The organism is Frigoribacterium sp. CFBP 13729 (assembly GCF_014841875.1).
Lineage (GTDB): Bacteria > Actinomycetota > Actinomycetes > Actinomycetales > Microbacteriaceae > Frigoribacterium.
This window is the reverse complement of the sequence record NZ_JACYUR010000003.1, coordinates 284687-299847: the sequence shown is the minus strand read 5'-3', so window position 1 is coordinate 299847 and position 15161 is coordinate 284687. Positions and strand designations below refer to the sequence as shown.

Below are 15161 nucleotides of genomic sequence, written 5' to 3'. Positions count from 1 at the left end.
CGTGCCGGTCATTGTTACGACCAGAGTGTGCTACGTGAGCGCTCGAAGGGGAAGGGGTAATTGGGGTGGGGGTCTCGTGGTTGATCACAGAGGGAAGACATGAGGCCGTTCTTGGGTCCCCGACAGTGGGTGCGCTTTTGGCGCACCTTGCGGCTTGGGCCCTAGCTGGCCCTTGAGAGCAAGGGCAGGAGCTCCTCGTCGGGGAGGGTCTCGAGGAGGGGCTCGAAGAGCGAGACCGAGTTGACCCGGGAGTATCCAGCGACGTGCATGAAGGTGCCGAGCGGGAGGGCGTTTACCATGTCAGCGAGCCAGGTCACTCGAAGCCCCTCCATTGTCGGCAGAGACCCTGCGTGCATCCGCCTGAAACGGTTGTATCGACGGTGTCGTGAACTCATGTCTGATGGCCCGGGGAAAAAGATTAAGGCTTCGGCAGTCAACCCCTTCAAGCCTCGTCTGACGTAGGGTGCCCAGTCCCTACGCACCGCCACGCGACGGGAGTGCGCCCCCGGCACGGACACGACATAAGTGCCGTCGTGCTCAAGCACGTCTTGGGCAGACAAGAGCATCAGCTCTTCACGCCGCAGGCCTGCGCCACCAGCGAAGCCCATGATGGCCAGGGCGTTGCGCCGGTGCTCTACGTCCGGAATCGCTTGAATCGCCGTAGAGAACTCGACCAGCTCACGCGCGCCGTAGGGCCGAGGTTCCTTTGTTGAGGCAGACGTGGGCGTTGGACGGCTTGTCCGATCTCCACCCCGCGCCTCAAGCACTTGGAGAAGCCGGCTGTGTGCCAAGCGGGTGTTGAGGGAGTCCTCCTGACCGGCAGCGAATCGGTGGATGACGGCCGGTCTAAGAAGCGCTTTGGGCGTCAGTGGTAGTCCAGCGGACGAGTCGGCCCAAGATGCTAGGCGCGTCAAGGCCAGCATCATCTCCCTAGCTTTTTTCTCCGTTGCGGGCTGAGCGCTAAGGGCAGTCGAAAGTACAAAGGATGAGATCCGCGACCACTGCGCGTCGGGGACTCGGGGGCGGTAGCCAAGGATGCGTGTGCGTACGGCTTCATCGAGCCCGTCCGAGACAGTGGCATCGTCGGGGGAGGCCGAAGCGGCTCGATTAGTGTTCTTGGTCACGCTGATTAGACATGCGGCAAGTCCAAGAGCCATCACGCGCTGGCCCTCTCGCTACCCTTGTCTGTGCCCAATCCGCGCTACCGCCCCCGTGACTACTGCCAAGATCCGCAGGAGTTCGGGCGCGCCAGTGTCGCCTGGCTATCGCCTCGCGGGCAGACCGAGAACGGCCTGACACAGCGATCTGCCGCCCAGCTCCAACACGCCTTCGCGCTTCTGGTCCGAGCCGCCCTCAAGGACCAGGCGATGACCGTCACGGCCTACGCCGAGCTCACGCAACAAGACCCGAAACGCGTCAGCCGGCTGCTGTCCGGCGAGATTGTGATGCGTCTCGAAGACGCCGCTGCGGCTCAGCGCCACCTACAGGTCGGGTTCATCCCGCACCGCCCCTGACCGGCTCGCTACCCTCCTCGCAAGTCGTCCCGGTACTCGCGCTCCGTCCGCCCCTCCGCGAGCGGCAGCAGCCGGTCAAGCGCCTCGATCGAGTGCAGGCCGGCAGCCCGCATCAGTGACGTCACCGGCGTCCCCACGCTCAAGTGATGCACGAGCCACGTCGCCCGCATCCGTCTCGCCTGCAGATTGACCCGTTTGTGGCTGCGGGAGACGAAGTCGGTGATGAGGTTGATGTTGCCGCCCTCCTGGCCTGACCGGAACGCCCACGCGTCGCTGCCGACGAGCTCGAGGCGTTCGGCGAGAAAGTGCTCCCACTCTCGGACGACCGGGACGTCTCTCGCGTCGTCACCCGCTACGTGCACCACGACTCCCGCCTCGTCCACCGTCACGCTGTCGAGCCGCTGAGCGACGATCTCGCGGCCTGTGAGGCCGGCGCCGATGCCGAGGGCCAGCAGGGCGCCCGCGCTAGTCTTCCGCTCGCGAGTGGGTTGTCCATTGACCCAGCTGAGGAGGGTGGCCAGCTCGGGTTCCGTGTAGGGAGACGAGGCGGGAGCTTTGCCCATCGGGCGCTTCCGGTCCTGGGGCGTCTCGCCGTCCAGGATGGCTGCCGCCACGCGGCGGAGCTTGCTGCGCATCGTGGCGCGGCCGGCGTTCGTGTAGGCAACGAGGCCCTCGTTCGCGAACCGGTCGATGTTGGCTGGATGCAGGATGAGCTTGGTCTTGAGGGGAAGCCCTGCCGTCTCGCTTGCCCATCGGGCGAGCTTGGTGACGGCTGGGTAGAGCTGTTTTTCTGTGTAGGCCGTGGCGGGCGCCGCTGTGCGTACGAGGTCTTCGACGAAGGGCCGGAGGTGCTCCCACAGTTCTGACGGCATGACCGGCGTGTAGTCGTAGTGCGCCTCTGGTGGAGGTGTCTCAGCATCGACTGGAATGACCGACAGCTGCTCGAGGGCTTCAAGCTGCCGCTCTCGCAACTCGGACTCGGCTGGCGCTACGTCGCCGTCTGGCTCGTTCATGCGCCGCAGCCTAGTGGTAATTACTACGACCAATTGTGGTACGGTCGACGGGGGAACTCTTGCTCGAGCTCATGCGCATCTACTCTGATCCGCATGGGCAGACCAGTGCGCGCTAAACCAGCCGCGCTTGCACCTGCCCCCTGGCCGGACGTTGCCTCGCCAGACCCGGTCGGAGAAGTGGCGCGTAGGTTCACACTGAACCTCAGAGAAGCCGTTGGTTCACGGAGCATTAGGTCTGTTGCCGAGGCCTCCGGCCTGGCGCACGTGACGCTGTTGCAGGTGTTGGCCGGCCAGACATGGCCGGATCTGGAAACGATCGCCAAGCTCGAGCGCGGGCTCGACGTGCCTCTCTGGCCTCGGAGGAAGTAGCTGAGGCGAAGTGTCGCCTTCTGGCTTGGCGTCCGACGAGGCGTGTGAGGCGTCCTGCATTTCGCAGGGTGGTTGCGTTCTGCTCGGCAGTGACGGCCCTGCTCGCATGCCGTGGTCATCGATCAGTCTTCGTGCCTGAGCACCTGGAATCGTGGCCTTCGCATGTCGGTCTAGTTCAGGGCCTCGTTGGTTGCGTATGAGTCGTGACCCCGACTCGCCCTCCCTGGATGCTTCTCGGGAGGCCCGCCGTGGCTGTAGTTCGGGCCGGTGCCTTGAGGGACCGGCGAGATGGTTGGGTGCGCTGAGCGCTGCTTGCCAAGAAGACATGCGGCACATCTGCACCCCAAAGGCCGAGGTCGAGAAAAAAGTCGAAGAAATTTTCTGATGGCTGTTCTCGCTGAGTCTCGGGTGGTTGCTGGAGCGGCTCAGGCTCGTCCTGGGCCGCCTGAGCCTGTAACCACGGCTAACCATGAATAACCACGAATTACCAGAGCTCTGGTTACGGCAACTTCCGCCCAGTTGCTGGGATCCAAGGCCCTTATCTCTCTCTCTAACCAAAATAACCACGATTTCTACTACTACTACTTAAGGGCTGGGGCCATACCTTCACGTCTCTCTATCCCCTGGCTCTATACATCCACTTCTCGCCGAAATCGTGGTTCTTGGTTATTCGGCACGTTTTTGCCTGGTCACAACTGGATTTGGCGCTAACCACGCCGTGGTTATTCGTGGTTATTCATGGTTACAAACGGGAGCAAATCGTGCTTTAAAGCAAGATGTAGGTCCGTATGTCGACGCAGAGCCGATAGATCGACCGGCGATCTTGGCCGACGTCCTGGCTTCGTTGGGGATCTGCCGACTGTCCTGTGGACTGCTTGCTGGCTCGCGAAGGCAACGAGAGTCCGCACCTGGACCCCCTCGGGCGGCGGGTTCAGTCCTTCATGTGCACCAAGGTTACAGATGCTCATGTTCCACCTTGGGCCTTATGGTCGTAGGTATGACCATTTGCGCGTGTGACCGGTTGGCCTGTCGTGACTGAAGCCCTGCCTGAGGGTCGATACCGGATCGAGGATCTGCAATCTCCGAACCCTTTCCTTGATGTCTGGGGTGTGGAGGGCTGGCGGCGTGTGCCCGGTTGGCGACTCCACGAGGTCGACCTCGCCTTGAAGGATGGGCGCCCGTTCGGCAGTCTTCTCTTTCAAGGCTTGGATGGCCGGGGTGCGCTTGTGGGGGTTCGATGGAATCACGTGTCCGAGCAACTGCACTGCTTCGTGACGGACGCCTCGATGCCCGAAGCTGACCGCCGAAGGATCGAGCTTGACGTTCGCGCCCGTGTGGGAACTTTCATCGCGACCTATGCAGCCATCGGTGCGTCGGCGGTCACGACCCCTGTTGCTGTGAGTGGCATTCGCGCCGCGGCTCACCTCCTACCCGAGCTTCCGCCGGCTACGGGCTGAGTTGGGACGCACGTTCTTGACTGCAGCCTTGTACTTTCGTGGCGGCTGCAACACCCCGACTGGATCAGTCTGCATCCCCTGCATTGCTGGTGGCGTGTCCCGGCGAAGGGGCGATTGGTGGCTCAATGACTGTCAACTCGTCTCGTGCCGGAACGCGGTCCCTGCTGAAAGTTTTGCTTGGAAGGGGGCTCAGCCATGTCGCTCCCCGAGCCGCCAGGGCAAGGCGAAGAGACTCGTGTTCGACCTCGCCGTCCCGGGCTTGAATGGGAACACCCTCAAGAGCGAATTGGCCGAGTCTCATGCAGGCGGCTAGGTAGCGGAGGAACGTCGATCTCACGAGCGCCACGAGCTCGACGGGCGCGCCTTCGCTCGATGTGACCGTGACCTCGAAGGTCTCTGGGTTCAGCGCTGCTACCGCGAACGCATCACCTTGCTCACCTCGAAGGCCGTAGATCGCGTCGCTGGAGGGCCCATCCCAGCGAGTCTCAGGTTCGACACGGGACTCGATGAGATCCCCGATTTCAACCCCATCGCCACGAATGTTGACGATCGCTAGGTGCGCTTGGCGGTCTACGCCCTTGTCGCTGTTGACTGGCATGGTCATAAGTACTACCAGCAGTTGAGCGATCTTGCTAGGTGTGGGTTCGTCCGTCGTCGGGCCCGGAAGAAGGTGCGGGGAGTCTCACATAGAGCACCGTCACCGGAACCAATTTCGGACCACCTATCTGAGACGGTCGGAGGAGTGCAGATCCGGGGGAGTGATCGAGGTCGGCGATCGTCTCGGTAGCCGATCGGCTATCGGACGGCAGTCACGAGGGGATGCGAGCAGATTCTGCGTCGAGACGGTCGACATCATCGGCCGAGAGCTCGAGCCTCACCGCGGCCAACAGTGCCTCAAGCTGCTCGGTCACCCGGGCGCTGGCGATCGGGGCGACCACGGTTGGCTTGGACAAGAGCCACGCGATGGCCACGGTCGGCATGGCCACGTCGTGTGCCTCGGCAATTTCGTCTGCCACCTTGAGAAGCTGCACGCTCTCGTCGTTCAGGTAGGCGGAGGCGAAGCCGCTTCGGGCGGAGTCGTCGAAATCGTTCTTGCTGCGGTACTTGCCGGAAAGGAAGCCGCTGGCGAGGGCGAAGTACGGCATGACTCCGAGGTCGAACTCGGTCGCGACGGGTGCGAGCTCCGTCTCGAATTCATGGCGCTTGACGAGGTTGTAGTGCGGCTGGAGAGCGACGGGGCGAGCGAAGCCGTTCTCGTCCGCGATGGCAATCCACTCGCGGATGCGCTCGGCCGAGTAGTTGGACAGCCCGACGTGGCGCACCTTGCCAGCCTGCACGAGGGCGTCGAACGCAGCAGCGGTCTCTTCAAGAGCGGTGTCCGGGTCGTCGCGGTGGGCGTAGTAGAGGTCGATGCGGTCCGTCTGCAGACGCCCGAGGGAGGCGTCCGCGGCGCGGGCGATGTTGTCAGCGCCGAGACCGCGGAACTCCGGGTGCTGGCCGACCTTCGTCGCCAGCACCACGTCCTCACGCCGGCCAGTCGTCGTGAACCACTCGCCGAGGACCGTCTCGGACTCACCGCCGACGTTGCCGGGTGCGAACGCGGAGTAGACGTCAGCGGTGTCGATGAAGTTGCCGCCTGCAGCGGTGTAGGCGTCGAGGACCGCGAACGACGTGTCGCGGTCTGACGTCCAACCGAAGGTGTTGCCGCCCAGGCAGAGCGAGGAGACGTCGAGGTCAGAGGTGCCGATGCGGGTCATGGGTGTCCGTTCTTGCTGGTGGTCGTCGGTGTGGAGTGCTGCCCGATGTCGGGCTCAGAAGCCGCCGGCGTCGCGCACCGTGTAGTGCTCCTCGAGAGCGGTGATCTCTTCGGGGGTGAGGTCGATGTCGACGGCTGCGGCCGCGTCGTCGAGGTGGTGCGGCTTGGTGGCTCCGATGAGCGGTGCGGTGACGACGGGGTTGTTCAGCGCCCACGCCATCGCGATCTGCGCCATCGGCACGCCGCGGCCCTCAGCGACCTGCTGCACGGCGTCGATGACGGGGCGATCACGCTCGGTGTCGGCGAAGAAACTGTGGCCGACCGGGTCGTCGGAGGAGCGCTTGGTCTGCTCACCGGCAGGACGGGCGACGCGGCCCTTGGCCAGGGGGCTGTAGGGGATGCTGCCGACGCCCTGGTCAGCGAGCAAGCCGAACATCTCGCGCTCTTCCTCGCGGTAGAGCAGCGAGTACTGGTCCTGCATCGACACGAACCGGGTCCACCCGTGCAGGTCGGCCGCGTGCTGCATCTTGGCGAACTGCCAGGCCCACATCGCGGAGGCACCGATGTAGCGCGCCTTTCCGGCCTTGACGACGTCGTGGAGGGCTTCCATCGTCTCCTCGACCGGGGTCTCGGGGTCGAAGCGGTGGATCTGGTACAGGTCGACGTAGTCGGTGCCGAGCCGGGTGAGGGACGCGTCGATCTGCTGCATGATCGCCTTCCGCGAGAGACCGGCGACGGTCAGGCCAGGGCTGGTGCCGGGTGCGTCGGAGAAGAAGGCCTTGGTGGCCAGGACGATCTCGTCACGGTTGGTGAACTGGCGGAGGGCCTCGCCGACGATGCGCTCGGAGTCGCCGTAGGAGTAGACGTTGGCGGTGTCCCAGAAGGTGATGCCGTGGTCGAGGGCCTGCCGGAAGTAGGGCAGGGCGTCGTCCTGGGGGAGGGACCAGGGCAGGTGGCCGCTGGCGGGGTCGCCGAAGCTCATGCAGCCGAGCGCGATGCTGCTGACCTTGAGGCCGGAGTTGCCGAGTCGGGTGTACTTCATGGTGTTCCTCTCGATGGTGCGGCGCCGCGCTGGTGGTTCTGGACGTGGAGGATCAGCGGGCGCCCGATCCTCAGGGTTCTGGTGCTCTCAGGCCTGGGTGGCGGGGCGGAGCAGGATCTCGTTGATGGCGAGGTGCCGCGGCCTCGACAGGGTGAAAGCGATCACTTCGGCGATGTCGTCGGCGGTGACCGTGGCCTCGGCGTACATCTCGTTGACGCTGGTGTTCGTCTGCTCGTGCGTGATGTGGGTCGGCAGCTCCGTGGCCACGACACCCGGCTCGATGAGCGCGACGCGGACGGCGGGCTGCAGCTCCTGGCGGAGGGACTCCGACCAGCCGTTGATTCCCCACTTGGTGGCGGCGTAGACACCGTTGCCGGCGCGGGCCGTGCGGCCGGCGACGGAGGAGATGTTGACGATGTCGCCCTCGCCGGAGGTGAGCTGCTCGAGGAACACCTCGGTCGTGGTGATGGCCCCGAGGAGGTTGATCTCGATCATCTGGCGGTAGTCGTCGCGCTGATCGGTGCTGAACGGGCCGAGCAGCATGACCCCGGCGTTGTTGACCAGGACCGACGCGCTGCCGAGCTCGTCGCTGACGCGGTCTGCGGCAGCGACGAGGGAGTCGCGGTCGGTGACGTCGGCCTGGACGGCGAGGGCACCGTCGCCCAGCTCGGAAGCGAGGGCGTCGATCCGGTCGCCGCGGCGGGCGAGGAGGGCGACTGCGTAGCCAGCGCCGTGCAGTGCGCGGGCGGCGGCTTCGCCGATGCCGGAGGAGGCGCCGGTGATGACCGCGACCCGGTCACGAGGAGCGCTGGTGGTGGTGTTGCTCATGGGTGGTGCCTTTCGGGGTGGGTCACTCGGCGAAGACGGTCTTGGCGACCTGGATCGCGGACATGGCCTTGGGCCAGCCGGCGTAGAAGGCGAGCTGGATGATCGCCTCCTTGATCTCGGTCTCCGTGAGGCCGTTCTGACGTGCGAGGCGGAGGTGGCTGGGGAGCTGCTCGAACGCACCGGAGGTGATGAGGCTCGTCACGGTGATCAGGCTGCGGTCGCGCTTGGGCAGTTCCTGGCGCTCCCAGACGTCGCCGAAGAGGACGTCGTCGGTGAGGTCGACGAGCTTCGGGGCGAAGTCGCCGATGGCGCGCTGGGCGGGTGTCTGGTCGGGCATGCGGGCGCTCTCGTTCAGTGGTCGAGGTCGGCGTCGTGGCCGACCGTGGTGGTCGCGGGGGTGGCGGTGAGGCTCCCGAGGAGGGCGAGGCGTTCCTCGGTGGGAGACCCGGCGGCGGCAGTGCAGGCGTACATGGACCAGCCCGGGCTGTCGGGCAGGTCGAACGCCTCGTAGGTGAACTCGAGATCGCCGACGTCGGGATGGTGGATCTGCTTGGCGCCGGTGCGGTGGTACCGGACGTCGTGCGAAGCCCAGCGGACCCGGAACTCGTCCGACCGGGTGACGAGTTCGCCGATGAGGCCGGTGAGGGCTTTGTCGTGGGGGTCGCGGCCAGCCTCGGTGCGGAGGGTCGCGACGATGCTGCTCGCGCCCTGCTCCCACCCGGGGTAGTAGATCCGCGCGGCGGGGTTGAGGAACGTGAACAGGGCGTTGTTGCCGCGGCTCGCGGGGTCGTCGAGGACGGGGGCCAGGAGGGCACGGCCGAGGGGGTTGGTGGCGACGATGTCCATCTGCTTGTTCCGCACCCACGTGGGTGTGCCGGTGATGGTGTCGAGGAACCGCTGCAGGCTCGGCCTGACGGCGGACTGAGGCGTCTTGGGGCGCCGCCGGACCGGGGACGGGTTCGAGGCGCGGGCCAGGTTGTGGAGGTGCTCCGTCTCGGCCTCGTCGAGCTGCAGGGCGCGGGCGACGGCCTCGAGGACCTCGAGCGAGACGCCGGCGAGGTGCCCACGCTCCATGCGGGTGTAGTAGTCGCTGCTCGTCCCGGCGAGCATCGCGACCTCCTCACGGCGGAGCCCTGCGACCCGTCGGCGGCCGCCGCTGATGAGTCCGGCTTGTTCCGGGGTGATCCGGGCGCGACGGGTGCGGAGGAAGTCGCTGGCCTCTGCTTGGTTGTCCATGTCGCCACCGTACGACCGGGTCGACCAGCGTGGGAGTGTCTGCCAGACAGGGTATAAACCCTCACTCCCACGCCCGTGAAGGCGGGAGTGTGATGGTCACATGCAGACCGTCACCCTCAACAACGGCATCGAAATGCCCATCCTCGGTTTCGGCGTCTTCCAAGTCGGCGCCGACGAGACCCAGAAGGCCGTCGAGAGCGCCCTCTCGGCCGGCTACCGCCTCCTCGACACCGCCGCCGCCTACGGCAACGAGGACGCCGTCGGCGCCGCGATCAAGGCCTCCGGCATCGCCCGCGACGAGCTGTTCATCACCACCAAGCTCTGGATCCAGGACGCCCCCGCGGAGGACAACACCACCCGCGCGTTCGATGAGTCCCTGCAGAAGCTCGGCCTCGACTACGTCGACCTGTACCTGATCCACCAGCCCTTCGGCGACGTGTACGGCCAGTGGCGCGCCATGGAGAAGGCCAACAAGGAAGGCCGCGCCCGCGCCATCGGCGTCTCCAACCTCGCCGCCGACCGCCTCATCGACCTCATCGTCAACAACGAGATCGTCCCGGCCGTCAACCAGATCGAGACCCACCCCTTCAAGCAGAACAACGATTACCACGAGCTGCTGTCCAAGGAGGGCGTGCAGATCGAGTCGTGGGGCCCCTTCGCCGAGGGCAAGAACGGCCTCTTCACCAACGACGTGCTCACGAAGATCGGTGACGCCCACGGCAAGTCCGTTGCCCAGGTCGTCCTCTGCTACCTCACCCAGCGTCAGATCGTCGTGATCCCGAAGTCGGTGAACCCGGACCGCATGGCGCAGAACCTCGACGTCTTCGACTTCGAGCTCACGGCCGACGAGCTCGAGAGCATCAAGGCCCTCGACACCGGTGCGTCGCAGTTCTTCGACCACGCCGACCCTGAGACCGTCCGGCACCTCGCCGCCCGCCGGCTCAGCTAGCCACCACTCGGCTAGCCAACGCAGAGGGCGGGTGCGACGCAGTTGCCTGCGGCGCACCCGCCCTTTGTCGCACCCCGCTCCGCACCACGAACGACACCTCCCTGACCACGGAAGCGACGCTCATGCCCCACGACCACGGTCACCCTCTCAGCCGCCGCACCGTCCTCCGCGGAGTCGGCCTCGCCGCCGCCGGCCTCGCCGCGACGGCCCTTGCCGCCTGCACCACGTCACCATCAGCGCCGGCAGGACCAGCTGCCTCCTCGACCTCGACAGGAACCCCCGTGAACCCGTCCTCCCGCAGCCGCGTGCTCCTTGCCTATTTCTCCCGTCCCGGTGAGAACTACTGGTACGGCGACCGCCGCACCCTCGAAATCGGGAACACCGAAGTCCTCGCGGGCATGATCAGCGACCGCGTCGACTGCGACGTCTACCGAATCGAGGCCGCCGACCCCTACTCGGACGCCTACGACCTCACGGTCGCGCGCAACTCCGAGGAACAAGACGCCGACGCACGCCCCGCGATCGCAGGCGCCCTCCCGGACCTCACCGGGTACGACACGGTGCTCCTGGGCAGCCCGATCTGGAACGTGCAGCCCCCGATGATCATGGCCACCTTCGTCGAGGCCGTCGACCTGGCCGGCAAGGACGTCCACCCGTTCGTCACCTACGCCGTGAGCGGCCTCGGCTCCACGGCGCGCTTCTACCGCGACCTCGCCACCGGCGCTCGCCTCCGTGACGGGCTCGCCGTGCAGGGCGAAGAAGTCGCCGACGTCGCCACCGACCTCGGCCAGTGGCTCTCTGCCGCTGGCCTCGCATGAAAGGCACCACCATGACCGACCACCTCACCGTTCTCGTCGTCGGCGCCACCGGCAGCATCGGCCGCCACGTCATCGCCACCTCCGTCGCCGCCGGGCACACCACCCGCGCCCTCGCGCGCAACGCCTCCCGCGCACGTGGCCTCGACCCGGCCGCAGAGGTCGTCGTCGGTGACCTCACCGACGCCTCCACCCTCACCGCGGCTGTCGACGGCATCGACGCCGTCGTCTTCACCCACGGCGACAACAGCAACGGCGAAGCGGTCAACTACGGCGCCGTCAGGAACGTTCTGCAGGCTCTCAACGGGCGTCCGGTCCGGATCGCTCTGATGACCACGGTCGGGGCGACCGTCCGGCACCCCAGCTCCGAGTGGAAGCGCCGAGGCGAACGCCTTGTCAGGGCCAGTGGCAACCGATACACGATCGTCCGGCCCGGCTGGTTCGACTACAACGACGCCGACCAACTGCAGATCACCATGCGCCAGGGCGACACCCACCAGGCAGGCAACCCGGCCGACGGCGTCATCGCCCGGCACCAGATCGCCCGCGTCCTCATCGACAGCCTCACCGACGATCGTGCCGACCACCGCACCCTCGAGCTCGTTGCCGACCGTGGCCCTGAGCAGGACGACCTCGCCCCTGTCTTTGCCACGCTCGACCCCGATCCTGCAGGTGCACTCGACGGTGTCCACGACGACGAGAACCTCCCACTCGAGCAGGAACCGGAACGGGTGAGAGATGACCTCGACCGCATCCGAGCACGTGCCTAGGGCTCATGACGCCGAGCTACTGCAAGACAGCTACGGTGCTATTGCCGCGGTGCCGAGGCCGTAAAGATCGAGTGTCCCAGTAAGGAATCGGCTATCGGACACTCAACGGTTACCTACGGCGGCGTTTCTTCGGCCGGATCTTCTCGACGAGCCCGAGGGCGATGCCGATCGGAATCAGCCAGAGGATGGGCTGATCGTGCGCCCATTGAGGAAAGAGCGTCACCGTCCTGGCTAGTTGCTCGACAATGCCGCTGACGAGCATCTCGCCAAATTGACCTGAATCCATAGCGGGAAGATACGGCGTACCACCGTCATTCATGAGGCTTAGCCAACTTCGACCTAGGTAGCCCACTTACGATTCGACCATGCCTACTGACCCCGAACGCAGCGAGAACGAGATGACCCGGGCCACCTGGCAGTTCGTCGAAGCCCTGGGCATAGCCGACACCCCGGTCCGGCGCGTGTTGTTCGAATTGGCCAACATCATCGCTGCGCCAGGCGGAGACGAAATAGGGCTCGCGAGTGCTGGATACAGGATTCTGACGAAGGAGTTCGAGGAGCAGTACACCCCGAAGTCACCGCTTCGCCAGCAGCTCGAATACATCCAGCAGAGCAAGGAGCTATTTGAGCTGACGGGCGTGGCCCTCCGGGAAGTGCCTGGTGACCGGTTCGAGCTGGACGAGGTTCCTGAGACGCCGTCTGAACTAGGCGCGCAGCCCGGCTACGACGATGATGGGCGAGCCGTGCGTCGGGTGCTCCGACGCAAGTACACGGACCGTGTACCGCACGCGTCGTGGTCTGCGCTGACACAGGAGCAGATCAACTACGTGCGTGCCCACCTGGCCCCTCGGCCGAAGTCGAGCACCTAGAGGCTTGGCACAGCTTTAAGGCGTGGCTGCCCGTCGTGCGATGAGAACAGTGTCGCGCCACACGCCGGCGTATGGCCCCGCCTCGGATCGAGCGATCCGTTCCCGCGTCCCGACCCGGCGGAACCCCGCCCGGTCGTGGAGGGCCAGGCTTGCCTCGTTCTCGGGGAAGATCGACGACTGAACGGTCCAGATGCCCGCGGCATCAACCGAGTCGAGGAACACCCCCAGCAGCTCCCGTCCGACCCCATGTCCTTGGGCCGCCGAGGCGACGTAGACGGAGTGCTCGACGACACCTGCATACGCAGGCCTGGCCGACGTCGCGGAAGCCGCCACCCAACCGAGCGCGGCACCCGCGGTGTCATCGACCGCGACGAACCGGTGCGAGGCGAGCTTGCCGGCATCGAACGCCTCCCAGGTCGGGGTGCGGGTCTCGAAGGTCGCGTTACCGGTGTCGATGCCCTCTTGGTAGATCCGCTCGACGGCGGGCCAGTCATCCGGGGTCATGGCCCGGACGGTGACGCTCACGAGCAGCACCCACCTGCTGCCGGCCCGTCGACGGCGCACCCGGAGGCGTCCGGGAGGTTCGTCGAGCAGACACCCGTGTCGGGGAGTTCGAGCTGCACCAGGCGGGCGGCTTCGTGGTTGCCGGCGAGTTCGTCGGCGATGGAGCGGACCTGCTCGTAGCCCGTGAGGAGCAGGAACGTCGGGGCTCGGCCGTAGGACTTCATGCCGGCGATGTAGAAGTTCGGCTCCGGGTGCCCGAGCTCTGCGACCCCGTGCGGGTAGACCGTGCCGCAGGAGTGCAGGTTCGGGTCGATCAGCGGGGCGAGCTGCCGGGGCGCTTCGACGATCTCGTCGAGCGACGCCCGGATCTCGCGGAGCATGTCGAGGTCAGGGCGGAACCCGGTCGCGTTCACCACCACGTCCGCAGCCACCGTCAAGGGCTCACCGCGTCGACGCCCGACGAGCTGCACGCCTTCGTCGGCCTTGGCCACATCGTCGACCTCGAACCGGTCGACGAGGGCGATCGCTCCGGCACGAACGAGGTCGCGAACGGCACTGCCGAGGTCCCCGCGGCCTTCGAGCTGGTCGGCGGCGGACCCGTAGACCCGGGCGGGGGTGCTGCTGCGGATCGCCCACGTGATCGTCGTCCCGGGTACTTCCTTGGCGAGGGTGGCGAGCTTGATGAGGGTGTTCGCAGCCGAGTGGCCAGCGCCGACGACGACCGTGTGCCGGCCGGCGAACCGGTCACGGTCGCGGCCGAGGACGTCGGGCAGGGCGTGGCTGATGCTGCCGGCGATGTCGTCGCCATGGGAGAGGCCGACACCGGAGGACGTGAGGGTGTTGGGGGTCGAGTAGGTGCCGGAAGTGTCGATGACGGCGCGGGCGAGTTCGTCGCGCACCTCGCCGTCGTGGTCGAGGCGCAGCAGGAACGGCGTCTCGGCACGCCCGGTGGAGCGGGTGCGGTCCATGCCCTGCCGGGACACCGCAGCGACCCGGTGCCCGTACCGGATACGGCCCGACAGCTCGGGGGTCGCGGCCAAAGGTTCGAGGTAGTCGCGGACGAAGTCGGCACCGTAGGGGAGCTTCTTCGCTGCCGGGGCCTCCCAGTCGATGGTGTCGAGGAGACGTGCGGCGGCCGGGTCGACGAGGTGCTCCCACGGGGTGAACAGGCGCGTGTGACCCCACGCCCGGACCGCCGTCGCGGCACTCGGGCCGGCTTCGTAGATCACGACGTCGACACCTCGTTCGAGGAGCTGCGCGGCCGCGGCGAGGCCGACAGGGCCGGCGCCGATGACGGCGACGGGGAGCCCGGCGAGGGTCGGGGCGTCGGTGCGGGGCGGGACAGAGAGGGTGAGGCTCATGCGGGGAGGCCCTTCGATTCGATGCCGAGTTCGGTCAGGAGCGATTCGACGAGCTTCTTGACGTCGTCGCGGATGAGGCGCACCTTCTCGAGGGGGAGCCCGGCGGGGTCGGTGAGGTGCCAGTCGCGGTAGGTCTTGCTGGGGTAGATCGGGCACGCATCGCCGCAGCCCATCGTGATCACGACGTCAGCAGCCTGCACGACGTCGTCGGTCAATGGCTTCGGGAACGCCTCGTCAAGGTCGAGGCCCAGCTCCTGCATCGCTTCCGCGACGACGGGGTGGAGATCCCGGGCGGGCATCGACCCGGCCGAGCGGACGTGGACGGCACCGCCGGAGAGGACGTTGGTGAACACGGCTGCCATCTGGGAGCGGCCGGCGTTCTGCTCGCAGACGAACAGCACCTCCGGCACCGTCCGCTCGATCGCCCCGGTGGCCTGCCCGAGGGCGGTCAGCCGATCGACGGCGAACCGGGTCGCGTTGGTGGTCAGGTGCGCCCGGACCTGCGCTGTGCGAAGGAGAGCCGTGTAGGACTCGAGCACGTACCGCTCGATCGTCTCGGGCCCGAAGATGCCCTCGAACCGGGTGGCGAGGTCGCCCGCGGCACGCTTGAGTGCGTCCTCGGGGAAGGCAAGGCCCGGCAGGCCGCGCCTCGTGGTCAGGTCCGTCATCGTCGTCTCC

At 66.5% G+C, this 15161-nt stretch carries 18 protein-coding genes; 6 read left to right on the top strand and 12 right to left on the bottom strand.

Annotation, left to right across the window (positions count from 1 at the left end; genetic code table 11):
• Positions 1-161: 161 nt before the first annotated feature.
• On the bottom strand, positions 162-299 hold the full coding sequence (locus IFT77_RS11815; protein ID WP_206758550.1) for a hypothetical protein: 138 nt from the start codon (positions 297-299) through the stop codon (positions 162-164).
• An 888-nt stretch (positions 300-1187) separates the two neighbouring features.
• Here IFT77_RS11815 and IFT77_RS11810 point away from each other — a divergent pair.
• Positions 1188-1514, top strand: coding sequence for a hypothetical protein (locus IFT77_RS11810; RefSeq protein WP_192170081.1), 327 nt, complete (start codon positions 1188-1190; stop codon positions 1512-1514).
• Positions 1515-1522: 8 nt separating this feature from the next.
• Here the strand turns inward: IFT77_RS11810 and IFT77_RS11805 are convergent, their stop codons facing one another.
• Entirely contained in the window at positions 1523-2527 is a 1005-nt protein-coding gene (locus IFT77_RS11805) for a hypothetical protein (protein WP_192170080.1), read from the bottom strand.
• A 93-nt stretch (positions 2528-2620) separates the two neighbouring features.
• Between IFT77_RS11805 and IFT77_RS17490 the strand changes: the two genes are divergently transcribed.
• Positions 2621-2896, top strand: coding sequence for a helix-turn-helix domain-containing protein (locus tag IFT77_RS17490; RefSeq protein WP_371741035.1), 276 nt, complete (start codon positions 2621-2623; stop codon positions 2894-2896).
• Positions 2897-4417: 1521 nt separating this feature from the next.
• Here IFT77_RS17490 and IFT77_RS11795 read toward each other — a convergent pair.
• The 6 genes from IFT77_RS11795 to IFT77_RS11770 form a co-directional block, all read right to left on the bottom strand.
• Complete coding sequence (locus tag IFT77_RS11795) at positions 4418-4951, bottom strand: hypothetical protein (protein WP_192170078.1); 534 nt, start codon at positions 4949-4951, stop codon at positions 4418-4420.
• 211 nt (positions 4952-5162) lie between these two features.
• Positions 5163-6110 (bottom strand): aldo/keto reductase, encoded by a 948-nt coding sequence (locus IFT77_RS11790; protein WP_192170077.1) that lies wholly within the window; start codon positions 6108-6110, stop codon positions 5163-5165.
• Positions 6111-6164: 54 nt separating this feature from the next.
• Positions 6165-7151: an aldo/keto reductase gene (locus IFT77_RS11785; RefSeq protein ID WP_192170076.1), complete on the bottom strand. Its 987-nt coding sequence runs from the start codon at positions 7149-7151 to the stop codon at positions 6165-6167.
• An 87-nt stretch (positions 7152-7238) separates the two neighbouring features.
• The gene (locus IFT77_RS11780) at positions 7239-7979 is read right to left on the bottom strand and encodes an SDR family oxidoreductase (RefSeq protein ID WP_192170075.1); all 741 of its coding nucleotides are present in this window, start codon (positions 7977-7979) and stop codon (positions 7239-7241) included.
• 22 nt (positions 7980-8001) lie between these two features.
• Positions 8002-8316 carry a carboxymuconolactone decarboxylase family protein gene (locus tag IFT77_RS11775; RefSeq protein ID WP_192170074.1) on the bottom strand — a complete coding sequence of 105 codons (315 nt, stop codon included), beginning with the start codon at positions 8314-8316 and terminating at the stop codon, positions 8002-8004.
• A 14-nt stretch (positions 8317-8330) separates the two neighbouring features.
• Positions 8331-9215, bottom strand: a complete 885-nt coding sequence (locus IFT77_RS11770; protein ID WP_192170073.1) for a helix-turn-helix transcriptional regulator — start codon at positions 9213-9215, stop codon at positions 8331-8333.
• Between the two features lie 100 nt (positions 9216-9315).
• On the opposite strand from IFT77_RS11770, the gene IFT77_RS11765 reads away from it, so the two are divergent.
• The 3 genes from IFT77_RS11765 to IFT77_RS11755 all read left to right on the top strand — a co-directional run bounded on the left by IFT77_RS11765 (position 9316) and on the right by IFT77_RS11755 (position 11749).
• Complete coding sequence (locus IFT77_RS11765; RefSeq protein WP_192170072.1) at positions 9316-10164, top strand: aldo/keto reductase; 849 nt, start codon at positions 9316-9318, stop codon at positions 10162-10164.
• Between the two features lie 281 nt (positions 10165-10445).
• Positions 10446-10982, top strand: a complete 537-nt coding sequence (locus IFT77_RS17215; protein WP_371741034.1) for a flavodoxin — start codon at positions 10446-10448, stop codon at positions 10980-10982.
• An 11-nt stretch (positions 10983-10993) separates the two neighbouring features.
• Positions 10994-11749: an SDR family oxidoreductase gene (locus IFT77_RS11755; protein ID WP_192170070.1), complete on the top strand. Its 756-nt coding sequence runs from the start codon at positions 10994-10996 to the stop codon at positions 11747-11749.
• A gap of 109 nt (positions 11750-11858) precedes the next feature.
• On the opposite strand, the gene IFT77_RS11750 is transcribed toward IFT77_RS11755, so the two are convergent.
• Positions 11859-12068 (bottom strand): hypothetical protein, encoded by a 210-nt coding sequence (locus IFT77_RS11750; protein ID WP_192170069.1) that lies wholly within the window; start codon positions 12066-12068, stop codon positions 11859-11861.
• Between the two features lie 46 nt (positions 12069-12114).
• Here IFT77_RS11750 and IFT77_RS11745 point away from each other — a divergent pair, with 46 nt between their 5' ends.
• Positions 12115-12618, top strand: a complete 504-nt coding sequence (locus tag IFT77_RS11745; protein WP_192170068.1) for a hypothetical protein — start codon at positions 12115-12117, stop codon at positions 12616-12618.
• A 15-nt stretch (positions 12619-12633) separates the two neighbouring features.
• Here the strand turns inward: IFT77_RS11745 and IFT77_RS11740 are convergent, their stop codons facing one another.
• Genes IFT77_RS11740 through IFT77_RS11730 form a run of 3 tightly spaced genes read right to left on the bottom strand, consistent with a single transcriptional unit; the run spans position 12634 to position 15151 of the window.
• Positions 12634-13143: an N-acetyltransferase family protein gene (locus IFT77_RS11740; protein WP_371741033.1), complete on the bottom strand. Its 510-nt coding sequence runs from the start codon at positions 13141-13143 to the stop codon at positions 12634-12636.
• Positions 13140-14483, bottom strand: a complete 1344-nt coding sequence (locus tag IFT77_RS11735) for an NAD(P)-binding domain-containing protein (protein WP_192170067.1) — start codon at positions 14481-14483, stop codon at positions 13140-13142. Before IFT77_RS11735 ends, IFT77_RS11740 begins: the two co-directional genes overlap by 4 nt.
• On the bottom strand, positions 14480-15151 hold the full coding sequence (locus tag IFT77_RS11730; protein ID WP_192170066.1) for an arsenate reductase ArsC: 672 nt from the start codon (positions 15149-15151) through the stop codon (positions 14480-14482). Before IFT77_RS11730 ends, IFT77_RS11735 begins: the two co-directional genes overlap by 4 nt.
• Positions 15152-15161 lie beyond the last annotated feature (10 nt).

Coding starts and splice junctions, on each gene's coding strand:
- IFT77_RS11815 (WP_206758550.1), bottom strand. CDS start 299: ATGGTAAACGCCCTCCCGCTCGGCACCTTCATGCACGTCGCTGGATAC.
- IFT77_RS11805 (WP_192170080.1), bottom strand. CDS start 2,527: ATGAACGAGCCAGACGGCGACGTAGCGCCAGCCGAGTCCGAGTTGCGA.
- IFT77_RS17490 (WP_371741035.1), top strand. CDS start 2,621: ATGGGCAGACCAGTGCGCGCTAAACCAGCCGCGCTTGCACCTGCCCCC.
- IFT77_RS11795 (WP_192170078.1), bottom strand. CDS start 4,951: ATGCCAGTCAACAGCGACAAGGGCGTAGACCGCCAAGCGCACCTAGCG.
- IFT77_RS11790 (WP_192170077.1), bottom strand. CDS start 6,110: ATGACCCGCATCGGCACCTCTGACCTCGACGTCTCCTCGCTCTGCCTG.
- IFT77_RS11785 (WP_192170076.1), bottom strand. CDS start 7,151: ATGAAGTACACCCGACTCGGCAACTCCGGCCTCAAGGTCAGCAGCATC.
- IFT77_RS11780 (WP_192170075.1), bottom strand. CDS start 7,979: ATGAGCAACACCACCACCAGCGCTCCTCGTGACCGGGTCGCGGTCATC.
- IFT77_RS11775 (WP_192170074.1), bottom strand. CDS start 8,316: ATGCCCGACCAGACACCCGCCCAGCGCGCCATCGGCGACTTCGCCCCG.
- IFT77_RS11770 (WP_192170073.1), bottom strand. CDS start 9,215: ATGGACAACCAAGCAGAGGCCAGCGACTTCCTCCGCACCCGTCGCGCC.
- IFT77_RS11765 (WP_192170072.1), top strand. CDS start 9,316: ATGCAGACCGTCACCCTCAACAACGGCATCGAAATGCCCATCCTCGGT.
- IFT77_RS11755 (WP_192170070.1), top strand. CDS start 10,994: ATGACCGACCACCTCACCGTTCTCGTCGTCGGCGCCACCGGCAGCATC.
- IFT77_RS11750 (WP_192170069.1), bottom strand. CDS start 12,068: ATGAATGACGGTGGTACGCCGTATCTTCCCGCTATGGATTCAGGTCAA.
- IFT77_RS11745 (WP_192170068.1), top strand. CDS start 12,115: ATGCCTACTGACCCCGAACGCAGCGAGAACGAGATGACCCGGGCCACC.
- IFT77_RS11735 (WP_192170067.1), bottom strand. CDS start 14,483: ATGAGCCTCACCCTCTCTGTCCCGCCCCGCACCGACGCCCCGACCCTC.
- IFT77_RS11730 (WP_192170066.1), bottom strand. CDS start 15,151: ATGACGGACCTGACCACGAGGCGCGGCCTGCCGGGCCTTGCCTTCCCC.